The sequence below is a fragment of the Rhizobium sp. BR 317 genome, assembly GCF_047445835.1.
GTDB lineage: Bacteria > Pseudomonadota > Alphaproteobacteria > Rhizobiales > Rhizobiaceae > Rhizobium > Rhizobium paranaense.
In genome coordinates, this window is sequence record NZ_JARWLB010000016.1 from 35,978 (window position 1) to 54,271 (window position 18,294).

General features: G+C 59.5%; 13 protein-coding genes and 2 pseudogenes. 6 read left to right on the forward strand and 9 right to left on the reverse strand.

The window, feature by feature from the left end; all coding sequences use genetic code 11:
- Nucleotides 1-38 precede the first annotated feature (38 nt).
- Together QD357_RS22595 and QD357_RS22600 are read left to right on the forward strand one after the other, a co-directional pair.
- Nucleotides 39-185, forward strand: a complete 147-nt coding sequence (locus tag QD357_RS22595; protein WP_414125077.1) for a hypothetical protein — start codon at nt 39-41, stop codon at nt 183-185.
- 65 nt (nt 186-250) lie between these two features.
- A pseudogene (locus QD357_RS22600) lies at nt 251-903 on the forward strand (plasmid pRiA4b ORF-3 family protein).
- Nucleotides 904-1,488: 585 nt separating this feature from the next.
- Here the strand turns inward: QD357_RS22600 and QD357_RS22605 are convergent.
- Nucleotides 1,489-3,951 (reverse strand): glycoside hydrolase family 3 C-terminal domain-containing protein, encoded by a 2,463-nt coding sequence (locus tag QD357_RS22605; RefSeq protein WP_414125078.1) that lies wholly within the window; start codon nt 3,949-3,951, stop codon nt 1,489-1,491.
- Between the two features lie 195 nt (nt 3,952-4,146).
- Here QD357_RS22605 and QD357_RS22610 point away from each other — a divergent pair, with 195 nt between their 5' ends.
- From QD357_RS22610 to QD357_RS22620, 3 genes are all read left to right on the forward strand, one after another.
- Nucleotides 4,147-4,776, forward strand: coding sequence for a TetR/AcrR family transcriptional regulator (locus QD357_RS22610; RefSeq protein ID WP_414125079.1), 630 nt, complete (start codon nt 4,147-4,149; stop codon nt 4,774-4,776).
- Between the two features lie 232 nt (nt 4,777-5,008).
- Complete coding sequence (locus tag QD357_RS22615) at nt 5,009-5,173, forward strand: hypothetical protein (protein WP_414125080.1); 165 nt, start codon at nt 5,009-5,011, stop codon at nt 5,171-5,173.
- Complete coding sequence (locus tag QD357_RS22620; RefSeq protein WP_414125081.1) at nt 5,170-6,978, forward strand: SWIM zinc finger family protein; 1,809 nt, start codon at nt 5,170-5,172, stop codon at nt 6,976-6,978. The genes QD357_RS22615 and QD357_RS22620 overlap by 4 nt, the downstream gene beginning before the upstream one ends.
- 265 nt (nt 6,979-7,243) lie before the next feature.
- On the opposite strand, the gene QD357_RS22625 is transcribed toward QD357_RS22620, so the two are convergent.
- The 5 genes and pseudogenes from QD357_RS22625 to QD357_RS22645 all read right to left on the reverse strand — a co-directional run.
- Entirely contained in the window at nt 7,244-7,870 is a 627-nt protein-coding gene (locus QD357_RS22625; protein ID WP_183941123.1) for a response regulator transcription factor, read from the reverse strand.
- A 48-nt stretch (nt 7,871-7,918) separates the two neighbouring features.
- The gene (locus QD357_RS22630; RefSeq protein ID WP_414125082.1) at nt 7,919-13,879 is read right to left on the reverse strand and encodes a PAS domain S-box protein; all 5,961 of its coding nucleotides are present in this window, start codon (nt 13,877-13,879) and stop codon (nt 7,919-7,921) included.
- 765 nt (nt 13,880-14,644) lie between these two features.
- Entirely contained in the window at nt 14,645-15,022 is a 378-nt protein-coding gene (locus QD357_RS22635; protein ID WP_107106640.1) for a type II toxin-antitoxin system VapC family toxin, read from the reverse strand.
- Nucleotides 15,019-15,309, reverse strand: coding sequence for a type II toxin-antitoxin system Phd/YefM family antitoxin (locus QD357_RS22640; protein WP_107106641.1), 291 nt, complete (start codon nt 15,307-15,309; stop codon nt 15,019-15,021). The genes QD357_RS22635 and QD357_RS22640 overlap by 4 nt, the downstream gene beginning before the upstream one ends.
- A gap of 88 nt (nt 15,310-15,397) precedes the next feature.
- Nucleotides 15,398-15,793: pseudogene (locus QD357_RS22645) on the reverse strand (Tn3 family transposase); the annotation flags it as partial.
- A gap of 31 nt (nt 15,794-15,824) precedes the next feature.
- On the opposite strand from QD357_RS22645, the gene QD357_RS22650 reads away from it, so the two are divergent.
- Nucleotides 15,825-16,136, forward strand: coding sequence for a hypothetical protein (locus tag QD357_RS22650; protein ID WP_414125083.1), 312 nt, complete (start codon nt 15,825-15,827; stop codon nt 16,134-16,136).
- Between the two features lie 80 nt (nt 16,137-16,216).
- Here the strand turns inward: QD357_RS22650 and QD357_RS22655 are convergent, their stop codons facing one another.
- The 3 genes from QD357_RS22655 to QD357_RS22665 all read right to left on the reverse strand — a co-directional run bounded on the left by QD357_RS22655 (nt 16,217) and on the right by QD357_RS22665 (nt 18,258).
- Entirely contained in the window at nt 16,217-16,852 is a 636-nt protein-coding gene (locus QD357_RS22655) for a DUF433 domain-containing protein (RefSeq protein WP_414125084.1), read from the reverse strand.
- 350 nt (nt 16,853-17,202) lie between these two features.
- Nucleotides 17,203-17,325 (reverse strand): recombinase family protein, encoded by a 123-nt coding sequence (locus tag QD357_RS22660; protein WP_107106645.1) that lies wholly within the window; start codon nt 17,323-17,325, stop codon nt 17,203-17,205.
- A 39-nt stretch (nt 17,326-17,364) separates the two neighbouring features.
- Nucleotides 17,365-18,258 (reverse strand): NAD(P)/FAD-dependent oxidoreductase, encoded by an 894-nt coding sequence (locus tag QD357_RS22665; RefSeq protein WP_414125085.1) that lies wholly within the window; start codon nt 18,256-18,258, stop codon nt 17,365-17,367.
- Nucleotides 18,259-18,294 lie beyond the last annotated feature (36 nt).

Below are 18,294 nucleotides of genomic sequence, written 5' to 3' on the forward strand. Positions count from 1 at the left end.
GAGCCCTGATCCAGGTTTTGCAAATCGAGGAGCGACGCATGGTGAGTGAAAATACCGTCCTGATGAAGCCTTCACTGAAGGCCGAAACGCAGGTCGAGCGACAGAAGCGTCACAACGCTCGCCTGATTGCCGAACGCGATCGCACCGTGAGGCCTATGCCTCTCCACCGCGCGCCAAAATCCTAACCTCGCCCACACCACTTCATTCCAATTTATCCGACTTGCTGACCCATCTATTGCCTACGGCCATTATGCCGGGCATGGTCCAGACATGCTTGACCCGTTTGACCCAGACAACTTCATCGTGCGTGCCGAGGTTCATATCCTCGACATCGAACCCGAGATTAGCCGTGTTCTCGAACTGCCGATCTCACTCAACCTTGCTCAACTTCACGAAGTGCTGCAGGTTGCTTTCGGCTGGACCGACAGTCATCTGCACCAGTTCAACATCGGCGGTCTGATCTACGGCGCGCCGGAGTTCGATGAAGACGGGCTGTTCGACAGCAAGATCTTCGAGGCCACTGAGGTCAGAATGATCGACCTTCACTTCCCATACGTTCGCGACGAAAACACCCTCACGATCCTTTATGAATACGACTTCGGAGACAGTTGGCGTCATCTCCTTCGTTTGGAGCGTGTTCCTCGCGAGGAAGGCGCAAAATATCCCCGCTGCACTGCCGGCAAACGCTCCGGACCTCCAGAGGATGTCGGTGGAACCTCCGGCTATGCCGACTTCCTCGACGCCTGGCTTGATCCAGAGCATGATGAACACAAAGATATGCGGCGATGGGTCGGCCGAAAATTCCATCCGGAAGCCTGCGATCTCGACCAGATCAACAAGGCGATCGCAAAGGCCATGCGCGTATCAAAGGGAGACTATCGCTTCCGTCGCGAAAGCGCCTGATCGACAGAAAAAAGGGCTGTTGACCTAACGATACACTCGGAATAACTGCCATAGCCGAAAACTCATCCTAGCAGCGTCTTCCAGCTAAGAGGACACTTGGCTAAGACCTAAGAGCAGTTCCCGCAATTTTTCGTCGTCGCCTTTGCGGGCGACACTAGAAATCGGCTTCCCACTTGCCGGCTCCGCCGGTCGCTTCGCGATCCCTGACCCTCTCATACCGCCATGACCGGAGCGCTCGTCTTTCACAAAGGTCAAGGAGACGATGACATGGCCAACGAACTGGATCGGACCATCGAGGAGCTCAAGGACCTGCGAAACCCCACACCCGCACGAGCGCCACCAGATCGCCGCAGAACTCGAGCTGACGCGGGCGGAACGAGAGGTCTTCTTGGCGAAGCAGGAAGGTCGCAGCGCCGAGCCTCTTCTGAGGGAGGCGTTGCCATGTTGCCAGGCTTGTCCCACCGGATCGATCGGGCTCGGGCGGCACTCTTCGGCGGCGTTCGTTTCTTTGGTCCGCGCCGGTTCATGGCGTCTCAGTTCTCCGCAGGTTCAGATGTGGACCTTCATATCCCTCCAAACTGCCGCCTAGTACGAAGGCGGCTGCAGGTAGCTCGATGGTGACGGCAGGTCGATGACGAACCTGATGTCGGCGGCATTCGCCGCCACGATCAGCTGGTAGTCGCCCGCTTCGGCCCGGAAGGCACCGGCTTCGGCGTCGAAATAAGCAAGGTCGCGCGGGAGGATCTTCAGTATGGCCGCGCCGGTCTCGCCGGGCTGCAGTGCGAGCTTGGCGAAGGCGCGCAGCTCCTTGTCCGGCCGCTCCACTTTGGCTTTTGGCGAACGCACATAGAGCTGGACCAGTTCCGAGCCGGCGCGGTCGCCGATATTGGTCACATCGATGCTGACGATTACGCCTTCGGAGCTCATTTCGCTTGCCGAGAGCCGCGGCTCGCTCCAGCGGAAACGCGTATAGCCGAGGCCGAAACCAAAGGGGAAGAGCGGCTCGACGGCGCGAGTATCATGATGACGGTAGCCGACGAAGACGCTTTCGCCGTAACGCACATGCCCATCCTTGCCGGGATAGACGGCGAGATCGCCCGTGATGGCGGAATTGTCGGAAAGCGCCTTCGGGAAGGTCTGCGGCAGGCGACCGCCGGGCTCGACATCGCCGAACAACACGTCGGCGACGGCGTTGCCGAGCTCCTGGCCGGGATACCACATCTGCAGCACGGCGCGGACTTTACCGAGCCAGGGCATTTCAATGGGGCCGCCGGTCTGCAGCACGACAACGGTATTGGCATTGGCGGCCGCCACTTTTTCGATCAGTTCTTCCTGCCGGCCCGGAAGCCGCATGTTTGGCAGATCAAGTCCTTCCGTATCCCATTCGCCGTCACGGCCAACGAAGAGAAGGGCCACGTCGGCATTGCGGGCCGTCTCGACGGCGGCCTCGATGTCGGCATCGCCAAGCGGCTTTTCGACGCCGAAACGGACGGCGATGAGGTTGATGCCGTCCTCACTCGTTATGGAGGGCTCATACTCGACGGTCACCTCGTAAGTCCGGCCCGCCTCGAGCATCACCGCACCGCGCTGTTCGTCATTGGCGGTGCCGAAGTAATTCTCGCCGCGCGTCCAGCCATCAAGGCCGTCGACCGTCAGCCGCCCGTCGACGAAGAGCCGCGCCAGTCCGGCATTGGTCATGCCGAAGACATGCTCGCCGCTCTCCTCCGGCACGAACTGCATCTTCATTCGCGCAGAGAAATCGGCTGGTTCAAGCTGGCCCGACGGCAGCTCGAACCAGAAGAACTCGCCCTTATCGACAGTCTCGACATGAAGAGGATCGCCCTTAAAGCCGCGTTCCTTGAAATATTCGACCGTGATTTTTCCCTTGAACACGTCGATCAGGCGGTTGTGGCGGCAGCCGACGGAGTGGCTGATGCTGTTGGCATTGGAAAGAGCGGCGCGAATGCCTTCGAGCGGGCTCACCATATAATGCGCCGCGATCTGGGCGCTGCCGCCGCCCATGACGCGGGCGGTCGCGGCATTCGGCCCGACAACGGCGATCCGGTCGAGCGAGGTCTTGGCAAGTGGCAGGATGCCGTCATTCTTGAGGAGGACCGCGCCTTCCGCGCCGAGCCGTCGGATCAGCGCCCGGTCTTCTGTAAGATCGACCGCGCGCTCCGTAAGATCGGGCGTTTTTCGAAACGCGCCGACCCGCTCGAGCAGCAGCAGCATGCGCCGCGCCGCCGCGCGCACGGTCGCTGGCTCCACCTTACCCTCGCGCACCGCCGCAACCAGCGTCTCGCCGCGGTCGCGGGCCGGGCCCGGCATTTCGAGATCGAGTCCGGCATTGATCGTCTCAGCCGCCGAATGCGAACCGAACCAGTCGGACATGACGATGCCGTCGAAGCCCCATTCCTCGCGCAGAACCTTGGTAAGCAGCCAATGATGCTCGCTGGTATAAGTGCCGTTGAGGCGATTGTAGGATGACATGACGGCCATAACGCCGGCGCGGCGGACCGCCTGTTCGAAGGGCGGAAGGTAGATTTCGCGCAGCGTCCGCTCGTCGATGTCTGACGAGATCGTCTGCCGCTCGATTTCGGATTCATTGCCGACGAAGTGCTTGATCGTCGCAGCGATCCCCTCGGCCTGTACGCCTTCGATATAGGCGACCGCAAGTTCGCCAGTCAGCATCGGATCTTCGGAATAACATTCGAAATTGCGCCCGTTGAGGCCGGAGCGATGGATGTTCACCGTCGGCGCCAGCAGCACGGCAGCACCCTTGCTCTTGGCCTGGCGCGCAAGGGCTGTGCCCATCTGCCTGATCAGAGCGGGGCTCCAGCTGGCGCCGAGCGCGATGGCGACAGGAAAGCAGGCCGCCTTGACGCCGGCGACCAGCGAGCCCGCTCCGCGGGCGCCGTTCGGGCCGTCCGTCACCTTGATCTTCGGCACGCCGAGACGCTCGACGGGCACGGTCGTCCAGAAGTCGGCGCCAGATAGCAGGGACACCTGCTCTTCGAGCGTCATCTTTTCGAGAATGGAATCGATCATGCAAATCTCCCGTTCAAAGAAATGCGAGCCGCCGGGCAAGCTACCACTGAGGCTTACGAAAGCTCTTAAACCTACCGATTACTCGGTATTTTTAAGATGTCAACCTGACGAGCCTATTGTATGAAAAGACATAGGCAGACCCGACTGGAAGATTGCGGATCGGCGCCTTGCCGTAAAAAGCGGACGGGAGAAATGATGGCAGAACCGACGACCCAACAAGAAGACAAACGACAGCGCCGGTCCCGCAAGGGCGAAGAACGCCGCGTGCAGATCCTGGCGGCCGCGATGCGGCGCTTTGCCGAAGACGGTTACCAGAATGCCGCGATCGGCGACATTGCCCGCGATGTCGGCCTCTCGCTGCCCGGCCTGCTGCACCATTTCCCGACCAAGGTCGATCTTTTGCTTGCGATCCTCGCCAAGCGCGATCTCGATAGCGCTGACTTCATCAGCCACTATCGTTCGGATCTACGCGGTCTGCTCAATGGAATGGTCGAAATCTTCCGGCACAACGCCGGAATGATCGAAGTCGTTAGAGCCTTCGCAATCCTGAACGCCGAGAGCCTGGTGAAGGACCACCCCGGCAAGACGTGGTTTCTCGATCGCACCGTCCAGATGCAGAACGATATCGCCGCGACCTTCGAGCGGGCAATCGCCGATGGCTCGATCGACGGTGGGATCGACGCCCCGGCGATGGCGGCCGAGCTGATCGCCATAATGGATGGCCTGCAGATGCTTTGGCTCCGCGATCCCAATCGTTTCGACATGGTCGTCGGGCTGGAAGCCTATGTCAGCCGTTTACTGACCAGCCTTGGCTTGCGGGGCTGAGCTTTGGCTTGCGGACGCCTCATCGTGCTGATGGAGGTCGGATATGTCCAGCCGATCACCCGCGCCGCTCGGTCGAAAATTTCGGCAAGGCGGTCACCCGTGACACGATCGCGGTGCTCCGCGGTGCGGGTTTCTTGCGTCCGGCCCGCGCAGTCCGGCGCCAGGTGCGCCCTACACCTTTGTGACCACCAAACATTTTCTCTTCGCCTTGGGGACGGAGACATTGCGCGATATGCTGAACCTCGAGGCGATGGAGGATGCTGGGTTGTTAAGCAGAAAAAAGCTGCTGGTGAGCGATGCTCCAACAGGGCTGGTGAATGGCGAACATGCGGATGACGAGCTGGTGGACAATGCCGGCGGCGACGAATTTGGGCTCGGGGAGCAAGACGACACATGAAGAGGCCGGTTTTCGACGAAAACGAAGTGCGTGCGCTGGCGACGGTAGAATCCTTCGCCCGTGGCCGGGAGTATCTGCGGCGCGATGCTATGTTGGGGCTGGAGCGCCGCGGTGGGCGGATCATTGCCGAGGTCGAAGGTGGCGAGTTCACGTCCACGCCCTATGCCGTCACCATCGAGCTTCACGACGCCGGTGTAGCTGCCACCCGTTGTACCTGCCCGTATGACTGGGGTGGTGCCTGCAAACACATCGTTGCCGTGCTTCTCAAATGCATAGAGGCGCCCGGTGCGGTCGTCGAACGTCCGTCCCTTGCCGACATGCTTGGCGACCTTGATCGTCAGGCTTTGATGGCACTGTTGGTCAAGCGGGCCGGACAAGATCCCGGACTGGAACCCTGGCTGGAGGCCGAACTGACGACCAGCATGCCGGAGATGATGGGTCAGCCTCCAGCCGCGATCAATCCAGAGTTCGTCAGGCGGCAGGCCGAGCGGCTGCTGTCGGGCCGGTATCCGAGCAGACGAGCCTGGGACGACGACGGGTCTGCCCTCGATGAGGAGGCATTCTCGGCGCTGATCGACAAAGCAAAACCTTTCCTGGATATCGGTGAAGGACGCAAAGCTCTGAAGATCCTGGAGCCGGTGATGGAAGCGCTTGTGCCAGCGTGGAGCGAACAGGCCGACTTCGATGAGACGCTGCACGAGTTTTTTCCCTCACTCGGACAACTTATCGCCGAAGCAGTCCTGATGAGCGACCTTCTTCCGGAAGAGCGCGACGATCTGATGGTGCGGCTCGATGTCTGGCAAGGCATGCTCGACGACTACGGCCTGGATGACTATCTGCAGGTTGCAGTCGATGCGCTTGAGCAAGGGTGGGACGAGATTGGCCTTGACGATGCTCTGGCTGGAAGAAGTCGATCCTGGCCGCCATCGGGAAGAAGCGACCGGACGAGCGAGCGTTTGACACAAGCGCGGCTGCGCGTTCTCAATGTTGACGGTCGGACGGAAGCATACCTCAACCTCGCCAGCGCTGCGGGCTGCCATGGCGACTATACGGCCATGTTGGTCCGCCTTGGACGCCTCGATGAGGCCTTGGACCACGCGCGTAAAAGGTTCCGCTCTGGCGAAGAGACGCTCCAGCTTGCGCGCCTCCTCAAGGACGCAGGGCATATCGATGCAGCGCTGGACCTTGCTGAGTGGGGATTGGGCCAGAGGCTGGGAGAAGACCGCTTCTCGGGAGCGACGAACCTAGCACGCTGGTTACGCGATAACGCCGGTTTGCTCGGACGAAAAGAGCTGGCGGTGATAGCTGCACGTTACGCCTTTAACTTGAGCCTGTCGCTTGAGGATTTTGAGGCGGCCGCGATCTTGGCGGGACCGGATTGGATCGAATTGCGCGTCAGCCTGTTGGCAAGCCTTGCGGCCGCGCCGTATGCTTGGGATCGAACGAAGATCTATCTCCATGAAGGCATGACCACTGAAGCGGTACGATCCGTCGATCTCAAGACAATGCTGGTCGATCCGAAGGATACGGATCTTATGCGGCTCGCGGACGTCGCGCGTGCCAGCCATCCCGACTGGGTGATCAACATTGCCGAACGCATGGCTAACAGCATCATGGAGGCTGGGCATTCGGGACGATATGAGTTGGCGGCCCAGTGGCTTGAAAAAGCTGCGCTCGCCTATGACGCTGCAGGCCGGTTGGAGGACTGGGTTGCAAGGATCGAACTACTGATCGAAAAACATCGGCGCAAACACAAGCTTAGACCGCTGCTTGCAGCGCTGCGGCCGGACGCTCGCACGCCTTGACGTCAATCACACCAAGGCGACTCTCACCGTGATTGTCGCCGTCCAGGCTCACGACAGCGTGATCCGCGCCATGGTCCTATGGCGGAAATGACCCCGCTAATCCGTCGACGATAATCCAGTTTTGGGCTGCTCTTCATAGACGCGTGCCTTAGCTCGCCTCGAGGTTTTAAGGAACGCAGCTCTTGCGCAAAGGCGATGATCTATGTTGGCGCACTGATGCTATGTTTAGCCTTGGCAACCACGGCTTTGGTCTAAAGGCTTAACGTTATTTGGTCGGAGCCGGCTTTGTCGTCAGCCCAAGGCTGTCCGCCATTCGAACTAGATCGACGAGCGATCTCGCCCCCATCTTTTGCATGACGTGGCCGCGATGAACCTTTACGGTCACCTCGCTCAGGCCCGCGGCAGCAGCGATTTGCTTGTTCATGCTGCCCGCGACCACCAAGTTCATGATCTCGCGCTCGCGTGGCGTCAAAGAATCATAGCGGCACCGAAGTTTGGCAATGAGCTCGGCCTCCCGCCGCCGAGCGCAATCGCGCTCGATCCCGGCATATGTGGCATCAAGCAGTTCTTGCTCACGCAGAGGCTTCGTCAGGAAATCGATAGCGCCGGATTTCATCGCCCGCACGGAGATCGGAATGTCGCTGTGGGCACTGATGAAAACGACCGGAAGTTGGTTTCCCAAATTGTTCAGCATGCTCTGAAATTCCAGGCCGCTCCGCCCCGGTAGCCTGACATCGAGAATGATGCAACCCGGAGCGTCGGGGCGCTTGCTGTCCAAAAACTCTTGGCTGGACGCGAACGTCTGCACGCCAAGTCCAACTGAACGCAGGAGATCACCGAGACCCTCGCGGACGGATGCGTCATCATCGATGATATAGACAATCTCTTTCATATGCGTCCCATTTCGCGCCGGTCAGGCGGCGGTCCCGGACGCCAATCATTACTGCGCTTTCTCCTCGTTTGGCAATGTAAACTGAAAGATTGCGCCGCTAGGTTCATTCGGAACGGCCCAGAGCCGGCCGTTGTGAGCCTCTATGATGGAATGGCTGATCGCTAAGCCCAGGCCCATACCATTGGGTTTGGTGCTGTAGAATGCCTCGAACATCTTGTCGATCTTAGTCGCGTCGATTGGTGGGCCGCTGTCGTGGACCGCCACCAAAACCATATCCGGTGCCGCTTGTTCGGTGCTTATGACGAGCTCGCGGGATCCGCTGGGGACCGCTGTCATGGAGTCCTTGGCGTTCATGATGAGATTTAGGATCACCTGCTGAATTTGGACCTGGTCTCCCATCAAGGAGGGCAGGCTGTCCGACAGCGTGGTGCGCAGCGATATCGCACTTCGTCGGAGATCCGTGGACACGAGCGCAATGGTCTCGGAAACGATATCGTTGATGCTTAGTCGATCCCGGTGTTGGGGCGATTTCTTTGCCATCGCACGGATCCGGTCAATGACCTCGGAGGCGCGGAAAGCATCGCTGATCATGCGTTCGACTGCGCGACGGGCGGAGACGATATCACGTGGATCCGCGTCAAGATACCGAAGGCAGGCATTGCCGCTGCCCACCAGCCCGGTGAGCGGCTGCCTGACCTCGTGGGCGATCGAGGCTGCGAGTTCTCCCATTGTGGTCAACCTGCTCGCATGGGCAAGCTCTGCCTGCGCAAGTTGAAGAGCGTTCTCTGCATGCTTGCGGCCGGTGATGTCACGGGCCAGTGAAAGTCGAAACCATTGCTCTCCTTGCTGGAATCTGCCGGCGCGAACTTCGACCGGAAATACCGTACCGTCCTTGCGCCGATGGAACGTCTCGAAAGTCGCCGTCTGTCCGGTGTCCACCCGATCCATCAACTTCATTACCGCCGCCGCATCGAGACCCGCATCAAAATCGTTTGGATGCATTCCGATCAGTTCTTCGCGACTGTAGCCGAGGCTCTCACAGGCCTGGCGGTTGACATCTACAATGATCAAATCGTCGGCATGCAGGAAAAACGCGTCGGTCGCGTGATCGACGAAGGTTCGGAAGCGAGACTCGCTCGCGCGCAGCCTCTCCTCCGCATTTTTGCGCGCGGACAAATCGAGCACGAAGGCCACAGCCTGGTTCCCGCTGCCCTCAAAGCTTGCCTGCCCAATCATCACGGGCATGTGGTGACCATCCTTTCGCTGGTATTCTTTCTCAAACGGCTGGACGCTGCCGGTCACTTTCAACTCGGAGTCGGCCTCCGCGTCACGCTCACGCCATTCCGGCGGTGTCAGATCTGCCTCAAGCAGTCGATCCGCGAAGAGTTCATCGCGGCTGTAGCCCACGATCCGAAGAAATGCCTCGTTCGCCTCAATAATTCGGCCGCTCATATCGCGAATGAAAATCCCAATGATGTTGGCTTCGACTAAACGGCCGATCCGCGCCTCGCGTTCTTTAAGGTCGCGATACAGACGGGTAATCTCGAGCGTGCTGGCCGCTTGTGACGCGATGAGCTTCAGCACCGTCGTGCGCCCCGGTGAAAAGACACCGCCGGCCAAAGCATTTTCCAGATACAACGCACCGATCAGCTTCGCATGATTGATCAGCGGTAAACAAAGAATAGATCTGGCCGCGTGATGACGAATGTAGGGATCGGCCGCAAAGGCGTTTTCGGCTGACGCATCGTCGAGACTTACAACTTCCCGGGTCCGCAGGACGTAGTTGAGAACCGATTCTGGCATCGTACCGACGGCAGTCTCATCGCGTAGCTCCATGAGGACCGCTTCACCACGTGTCGTTGCTTCCGCCACAATCCTCGGCTCGTCGCCATGCCACAGGATGAGTAAGCCGCGCTCGGCACCCGCCTGCTCGACGGCCAATCGCAGTACTGCATCGATCAGCTTTTCGATGACGATTTCGCTGGAGACAGCTTGCGACACCTTGATTACGGTCGCCAAGTCGAGGTGTTCGACCGGCGCTTCGATTGTGCTCGTGGCAACGGATGCTGGTTGGTCTTCCCGTAGCTGCGGGGAAAGTTCGTCGAGCTGCCGCACCTTGCCGTCCGCGCCCCAACGCAGGTAGCGGTTACGAGCGTTTTGCAGGTAGAGACGAGCAATCTTATCGAAACCGCGCAAGCGGTAGAAGGCGGAGGCGCGCTCATAGGCGATCGCCTCGTCGTGAGGGAGCACGTGGGCGTGGGCTAATTGGATAGCCTGTTCATAGAGGCGCTCGGCATCGAGAACCCGGTTGCTCAAGCGCGCGTTTTCCGCGCCCAGCAACGCTGCGCGGCTTGCAAAGATCTCTGGGCAGTGCTCGGCCCATTTGTCGAGCTCACGGCGATGAGCACGCAATTTCTTGAGATACTCAGAGCTTTCAGTAGCCGATCCTTTGCTACAAGACGCAGCCAACGCGAGCCCCGCGTAAAAGTGGTATTCCGCCCGCTCGAACATGGCAGGGGTCATCCAGAGGAGGCCCTCTGCTTTCGCCGCTGCCGAAAGCGCGGTCACATAATCACCGGCGAGAGCGCGTGCCTGCAATTTGCGGATCCAGTAAAGGCAACTGCCCGGCTTGCCGTCGGTCTGCCTTTCGTATTGCTGCTCATCGAATTCCTTGTCGTCAAAGTGCCCAAACACCGGCGTCAGCCCACGGAGCGTTCGAATGAGCTGGAGCTGTCCGGAAATGAAGCCGACGACGACACCGAACCCGGCCTGGCGCGCGAAGTCCAGACCTGCTTCCGCATCCCGTTGAACTTCGGAGAGGGGTTCGCCAGCGCCGAGAAGATAGGTCACGAGGTTGTTCCGGCTTAAGACGGCGTAGGTGAGATCTCCGACCTGCTGTGCCGTTTCAAATACGCGTTGCGCAAGCGGACGGCCCGTCCGCGCGTGCCGTGGCGAAGATTTCGCAAGGTTACCGAAGGCTAGATAGACCCGCGCCTTCAGGCGGTCCATACCAGGCTGGTCCGCCAAGTCCAGCCCCAGCAGACCGAACCTGAAACCTGCTTCGTAATTGTTAAAATAAGGTCCCAGCACCGTGCCTACCGCGGTGTAGGCATAGGGCGACGTGTCACTGTTGCCATACTTGAGACTGACGTTTCCCATTCGCCCGATAACGAGGCAGCGCAGATTCTCATCAGTAAACAAGGCTGGAGTGACGAGCGAGGTCAAAACATCCATGGTCGCGAATGCGACCGGGTCCGTCATCGTGGGCGAGTTAAGTAGCGCTTCGATGGGCCTGCCCCCGAGCTGCCGCCACAGCCGCGCGTATTCTTGCCGCACCTGGCTCCTGGTGGGGTGCGCCGACCAGCCGATGCCGACACGGTGCAGGTAATCAAGACCGAACAGGATAGCCTGATCGCTCCGTCCAAGGCTCATGAACAGGTCCACGCGCAGCCGTGTGACGCGTGCCAGATCGGTGAGGCTGACGGCACGGCTTGCCAGTTCTGCAAGGCGTGCCTGCGCCTGAGCCGTCGCCCCGGTGAGGAATTCGCATTCAGCCCTGTGCAGCTCGAGGGCGAAAGCGAGTTCGTACCGGCGCTCCCACTCATCGTCCTGCAAGCAAACCGCACCCGCGCTGGCATAGACCAGCACCGATTCGTACGCCGCGGACGTCTTGGCACGGCGAGCGGCAATCAAGTTCAGCTCGGCGAGGCGCTCGCGCTCTTTGCCCGACATGATAAAGGTGTCGCCACGATTTAGCTGACCGACGATCTCGAAAATATGCTCCTCGAGTGCGTTCGGTGGCGTATGCACTAGCAGAAGGCGGCCAATGGAAAGGTGCACCGTCGCACGCTCGCTTTCGGGAATTAGCCCGTACGCGGCCTCCTGAACCCGGTCATGCAGAAAGCGATATTCCCCCTGTTGACGTAGCACCAACCCGGCTCGCACCGCAGCCCATAATACCGCATGAACCGCTTCTTCATTTTCGCTCCTCATCAGGATCAAGGTCCCAACTGTCGCTCGATTGCCAAGGCACGCCAGCATGCTCAAGGCAGCCTGTGTCGTATTGGGCAGTCGCTGCAGCTTGCCCAGCATGAGATCGGCAACGTTATCGGTATAAGCTTTGGCTCCTATGCGCTTAAGGTCCCAATCCCAGCGTGCCTGCCCGCGATCGAACTCAAGCAATCCTTCGTCCGGCAGCGTACTTAGAAACTGAAGCGCAAAGAACGGATTTCCCGCGCTCTTCTTGTGAACCAGCCGCGCAAGCGGCTGGACACGGTTGCTCCCGCAATGAAGAGCGTCGGCGAGCATCCGCGTCAGATCCACAAGCTTGAGGGGCCCCAATGCAATTTCGTGCACTTGGACGCCGGCCTGTCGGATTGCGGCAAGCCGCTGGATCAGCGGGTGGGCTGGCGTGACCTCGTTGTCGCGATAAGCCCCGATGAGCAGCAGATGACGAAAATCTCGCTGGGTGCACAGATCCTCTATCAGGTCGAGTGTTGCGGCGTCCAGCCATTGGAGATCGTCTAGAAACAGCGTTAGTGGATGCTCAGCTTTGGCGAACACTCGCACCAGTCGCCTGATAACCAATTGGAATCGCCGCCGGGCGTCTTGCGGCGATAAATCCGCGACTGGGGGCTGTGGACCGAGGAGGGCTTCGAGTTCCGGGACGAGCGTCACCATAAGTCGACCGCTCGCGCCCAAAGCCTTGGTCAGACCAATGCGCCAGGGCGCGAGTTCGGCTTCGCTCTTAGCCAACAGAGCCCGGACGAGGCTCTGCAGGGCCTGCGCTAGGCTTGCATAGGGAACGTCCCGCTGGTTCTGGTCGAATTTGCCGGAGGCAAACAGCCCTCGTGGCGGCACAAGCGCTCGGTGAAGCTCGTTCACCACGGTGGATTTGCCAACTCCGGCATGGCCCGAAACCAACACTAGCGTCGGTCCGCCGCCTGCAACAACCCGGTCGCACGCGTCAAGAAGGACAGCGACTTCAAGCTCACGACCATAGGGCCGCTCGGGAACTAGAAGCCGGTCCTGCAGATCGTGCGTCCCGAGAGGAAATTCTTCGATCCGCCCACTCCTCTCGTTCTCGATAAGTGCGCGGCGGAGATCCGCTTCCAGCCCGGCCGCCGTCTGGTAGCGTTCTTCGGCGTTCTTGGAAATCAGCTTCATCACGATTGCCGAAATGCCGCGCGGTAGTTTCTTTATTCTCTCCGAAGGTGACACTGGTCGCTTGGCAATATGGCAGTGTACCCACTCCATGGGATCCGAAGCCGTGAACGGCAGCTTGCCGGTGAGCATTTCGTACAGCGTGATGCCCACGGCATAGAGGTCACTACGGGAGTCGACTGATCGGTTTATACGGCCAGTCTGTTCGGGCGCCATGTATGCGAGGCTGCCGGCAATGATCTCAGGAGGGTCGGGGGCCTGACGTTCCCGAGAAATACGCGATGCCACACCAAATCCCGTCAGCCAAACCTTTCCGTCTGCCGTGTTTGCCAGAATATTCGACGGCTTGATGTCTCTATGAATGAGGCCGCGTTCGTGAGCCTTGCCAACTGCTGCGGCGATACCGATGGCAAGACGCAAGAAGATGGGGAGCTCGGCAGCCATGCCATGTCTACGCAGTCCGATCAGCTGACGGAGCGGCGCGGCGCCACTATCTTCCAGGAGAAGAGCGCTGTGGCCATTCTGCGTGATGAGGTTGAGTGGCATCGCTGCCCATGTACGCTCGAGTTCGCTTCTGAGACCATATTCGTGCGCCAGCCTGTCGAGGCTGGCGCGAGCGGGGTGCTCGGCTATAAGCCGCACGACCAAAACGGCCCGTGATGCGCCATAGTCATCGTGGTATATTTCCCTCGTGAAGATGCGATCGCCGTCATTCCAGGCGCCTTGCAGCCCATCTTCTCGAGGACTTGTGGGAATCTTCTGGTGGACGGAGGCGGCAGCAGCTTCCTGTCTGCTGGCGCTCCTTCTGAAGCTCCTCTTTCCGATGTCTTGGACCGTGTCGTCCATCACCACACCGCTCGGCTCAATGCTGCCCGCATCGTTCTTGTCACGGGCATCGCAGTTCTAATAAGGCTTGACTGACTTCCCTTCTGTGTCAACGGCGCAATTCAGGTACTTAGCATGGCTGATCACTTGTCTCGGTGATCCTCCTGCTGTCCAAGTTCGGTTGGGATGCATACTGCCCGCTAAAATCACAACAGCGACAGCGCTGTTCCCCGTTTTGATAAAAGCCGCGCCGGCGGGGGGCTGGAGTCTTTGCGATCAACAATATGCCGGCGCGGCAAATGGTCCCCTGATGGGGTGTGTGGTGGTTTCAGGGTACCGCTATAACGGTAGCGCTGCACGCAGCATTCCAGGTATTATACTGAAGTATATGCGCTTAGCCGTTTCGGCATATTTTCTAAACATGGGGTAATCGCGGCGCAATCGTCCCAGGCCAAATCACGCGAGTTCATTCGGCTCGCCGGTATCCGCGTTGGCTAGCTGCCGATGTTCGTACTGGCCCAGACGATGCCGTTTGGGCGCATGCACTGGCTGGCAACGAAGAAACGGAAACTGGAATTCCCGGCGTTCGAACAATTTGCGCCTCGAAATCAATCTTCCATCGATAAGAGTTACTTATCGATGATGATAGGCCGAATAAAATGCTCTACCACGATCGGAAGTGATTATCCTCTTAGATTTTTTGTAAAGAAATTATGCAATAAATACATTGCACTATCGCTTGAGTGATGCGAGCATTTCGCGCCGCAAAATGGCGTTGATTGCGCTTCACCAAACCCGTTCATGCAGCACGGTGTCGAACGCGACGTCGAGCGACACGAAGGCGCAGTGCTCCAGCCGCGTCTGGGCAGCGAGAATGCGATCCCAGGGATCGCGGTGGTCCCAGTCGAAGCTTGCCGCGAGCTCGGCGTGCAGATCGCTGATGGCAAGCGTCTGCAAGCCGCTGGCGGCAACGGCGGCGCGCAATTCTTGCGGCTTCAGATCGAGCTTTTTAAGCCGCATCTTGTTGTCGAGCTCGTAGAAGGAGACGGCGCTGACAAGGACGGTGTTGGCCTTGTCCTCGATCAGCGCCCGGGCGTTGCCGGACAGCCGGTCGCTGCCGATCGTCCACCAGTAGATGGCGTGGCTGTCGAGTAGAAGCTTCATGCCTTGGGCTCGCGGCCCGTTGGGCCGCCCTGCCAGACGCCGGTATCATCGTTGAAGTCACCGGCATCGATGGCCGCCTGTTCGGCATCGACCGCGTCGAACAGATCGTCCGGCAGGCCGCGCTGGCGCAGCAGTCCGAACGGCCGCTTGCCGCCACCGGCCGGGCCGATGCGGGCATAGATCTCATTGCCGCGCATGATGATGATTTCCTCGCCCTGGTTGGCACGTTCGAGCACCTCGGCGAAATTCTTGCGGGCCTCGCTGATTTTGTAACTCGTCCGGGGCATCATGGTCTCCAGCCGTTGGAAGGCTCACGCTATCATGGGTTATGCCGTTGTACAACTCAGATGTACATGTCCATTACCGGTCAGACCCGTCGGCGAGCTTCTGCCCCAGTTTGATGATCTGGGCCACGATTGTCGCGCGTCGCCGGTTCACATTGAAGTCGTTGGCCAGCCAGGCGGGTGTGACATCACCCTCCCGCACCATCTGATCCCACCGCCCGGAAGGAATACGAGCCTGCAAGTGCGGATCAATCCTGAGGTTGCGCAGGAACACGATCCGCTCGGTCAGCCCGACCAGGTTCCCTGCCGCCGGCGCATCCGGCGCTGATTTCAACCACTGGAACCGCGTCTGGCCGACAGCCGCGTCCACGACCAGTAGATCGTCCAAGGTTTGCAGCTTTTCCGGATCAATATTCGAGATCAGCGCTTGTTCGGCACGCCGGCGCGCAAGCCCGATCTTCTCGATGGAATGTTGGGAAGGAAGCAACGGCTCTGTTGCAAAAAATTCTTGTGATAGAATGAAATTCCAAAAAGCCTTGGGACTAAGCGGCGAAGCCGACTGGGATCTGATGCCTCGGATCATCGCGGCGGATTTCACATTCGTAACGAACAACGCCCGCGACTTCCGGAAGCTGTATGCAAGAGAGGAACTGCATGCGGGCTTGATGATCATCGTCCCGCAGGTACTTCCTTTCCTGCAGCGAGAATTGTTTGCCCTCATTCTGGAGGATTTGGTTGGGGCGGAGGATATGGTCAACGAAGTCATTGAAGTGACCCTCGATGGAGATGACAGTGCGAGCCTCACCCGCTATACGCTTCCCGAGGCATAGTCGCTTCTGCTGAGTAAATGCCCATTGACCTTGAGCCACGGCCACGAGAGACGTGTGAAGGCATTCGTCGATGAGAAATTTCACGAGGTCGAGCCCGTGGATTTTGGGGTGCTCTCGTTGTGAAGTCGCAGACGCTTCACGGACTTCACTTTCAGGCCGAGTTCCGAAAGCTTGCGGGGCCGTCCTCGGGCCGGGTGGGCGGCTGCCCAGATTTCGGCAAGCGCCACCATGCGCTCGCTGAGCGAAGGATATCCCTCGACGATTTCCTCGGTGCTCGCGCCCTGGACCTTCATTGCGGCAATAGTTCGCACCGGAACGCGGGTCCCCTTGAAAACCGGTTCGCCACCCACGACGCCCTTTACGCTGTGGATTTTTCGTTCTGCTTCTCGAAGCGCTTCGGCGCGTGCAGCCAACTGCTCTCTTGCCCGGGCGACATCGATGATCAGATAATCGTCTACCCTCACGGTATCGGCATTGGGGTTCTCGTCGATTGTGTCGAACAGACGTTTGCGGCGCTCGGCAGACAAAATCGATCCGACACCATACCAGAGCTTCAACCGAAGGAGATCGTCATCCGTGAGTGCGCGACCTCCCCCGCTGCCGGTAAGATGAGTTGCGATGATCCGCTTGTCGATGGCATTGTGCACCGACTTGACAGCGATCTCACTGACAGCTGCAGCTTCGGCGGGCGTGTAGGCGTGTGAAGTACTGGCCAAAATCATTCTCCTTGCGGAGAATATATAACGCGAGTATCGGCCGTCGTAAAGCTTTGTTTCTGGAGTCGCTCGAAAGCAACCTGCCCGGCCGTTCTGATGGTGAGCGGCAGCAATGGCTTGAAGCGATCCGTTTAATCGTCAGGTTGACGCTCCGGCAATGACCGATGACCGGTACGGCGGGAATAAGGCTATCCCAAGCCTGCCGCGCTTGTGGAACGAACGTTTCAAGCTCCGCGACAAACTGCCCATGCCGCTACCTCAGTCCGGCCTTCTCTACACTGGCGAAATCGCGACACAGCTGAGCAATTCCGCCTCGGCCTTCCTGTGCACGATGATCTTGTAGTTCACGCCTATTTGGCCCAGTCGATGGGGTAGCTGGCGCGCTGGGCAAAAGCAGTTAGGTCTCGCTCTTGCCGTTCGCAAGACTGGTCGGCGGTCGAAACGCGGCTGTAGATGGCTGCGCGTTGTCCCAATTGAACTCTCGTGGATTTTGGTGCCTGGAATCTGTGCTTTCAAACCAGCATCGACTGCTGGGCGAAGATGCCCGCCATCGTGCCTTGCCATGATGCCGTGGTGACCGAGGGGATGAGGGGGGTGGTGAGGTCGCCGGCGCCGTAGATGCCGGGCATGCTGGTTTCACGGCGCTCGTCGACCTTGAGGACAATGCCGAGGGGCGTGCCGGCCGTGGCGAGGCCCAGTGGTTCATGCAGACTTGCAGACGGCTTGTTGCGCGGATGCGCAAACAGAATATCGACTGCGACATCGGGGCCGGTATCGATCTTAATGGTGGCGCCATGGCTCCCGCGCCGAGCTATCTCAACGATCCGACCATCGATGATAGGTGTGTTGCGACGCTCCAGATCGGCCCGGATATCGGGCGGAATGTCGTGACCATCGGCGAAGACCGTCAGCCTGTCGGTCCAGTCGTGGAACAGCCTGACCTGATTATGCGACTGCGGGCCCGACCAGACGAGGCCCCAATGCTGGCCGGCGACTTCAAAGCCGTCGCAATAGGGACAGGGCACGATGGACGTGCCCCAGCCTTCGGCAAAGCCCGGAACATCGGGCATCTGGTCGGTGATGCCATAGCTCAGGATCAGGCGGCGCGCCCCAATGTTTTCGCCATCGCCAGTGAGGACGGAGAAATTGTCGATGGTGCCGGAGATGCTATCGGCCCCGGCATTGACCAGTTTGATCGCTGGATAACGTGCCAACTGCCGCCGCGCTTCGGCCAGGATGTCCAGCGGCGGCTTGTGATCATGGCCGAGCATACCATGCGAATGGCCGGCGAAGCGGTTGCGCGGCAGGCCGGTATCGAGAACGATGACCTTGCGGCGGGCGCGGCCGAGCTGCAGGGCGGCGGCGAGGCCGGCAAAGCTGCCGCCGATGATGATGACGTCATCCATGATGATGGGCTCCGAGTTGTGAAGGGAAGAGGTTGG

Excerpts from the sequence above, each read along its gene's own strand:
- QD357_RS22595 (WP_414125077.1), top strand. The coding sequence starts at position 39 with ATGGTGAGTGAAAATACCGTCCTGATGAAGCCTTCACTGAAGGCCGAA.
- QD357_RS22605 (WP_414125078.1), bottom strand. The coding sequence starts at position 3,951 with ATGATCGATTCCATTCTCGAAAAGATGACGCTCGAAGAGCAGGTGTCC.
- QD357_RS22610 (WP_414125079.1), top strand. The coding sequence starts at position 4,147 with ATGGCAGAACCGACGACCCAACAAGAAGACAAACGACAGCGCCGGTCC.
- QD357_RS22615 (WP_414125080.1), top strand. The coding sequence starts at position 5,009 with ATGCTGAACCTCGAGGCGATGGAGGATGCTGGGTTGTTAAGCAGAAAA.
- QD357_RS22620 (WP_414125081.1), top strand. The coding sequence starts at position 5,170 with ATGAAGAGGCCGGTTTTCGACGAAAACGAAGTGCGTGCGCTGGCGACG.
- QD357_RS22625 (WP_183941123.1), bottom strand. The coding sequence starts at position 7,870 with ATGAAAGAGATTGTCTATATCATCGATGATGACGCATCCGTCCGCGAG.
- QD357_RS22630 (WP_414125082.1), bottom strand. The coding sequence starts at position 13,879 with ATGGACGACACGGTCCAAGACATCGGAAAGAGGAGCTTCAGAAGGAGC.
- QD357_RS22635 (WP_107106640.1), bottom strand. The coding sequence starts at position 15,022 with ATGAAGCTTCTACTCGACAGCCACGCCATCTACTGGTGGACGATCGGC.
- QD357_RS22640 (WP_107106641.1), bottom strand. The coding sequence starts at position 15,309 with ATGCCCCGGACGAGTTACAAAATCAGCGAGGCCCGCAAGAATTTCGCC.
- QD357_RS22650 (WP_414125083.1), top strand. The coding sequence starts at position 15,825 with ATGAAATTCCAAAAAGCCTTGGGACTAAGCGGCGAAGCCGACTGGGAT.
- QD357_RS22665 (WP_414125085.1), bottom strand. The coding sequence starts at position 18,258 with ATGGATGACGTCATCATCATCGGCGGCAGCTTTGCCGGCCTCGCCGCC.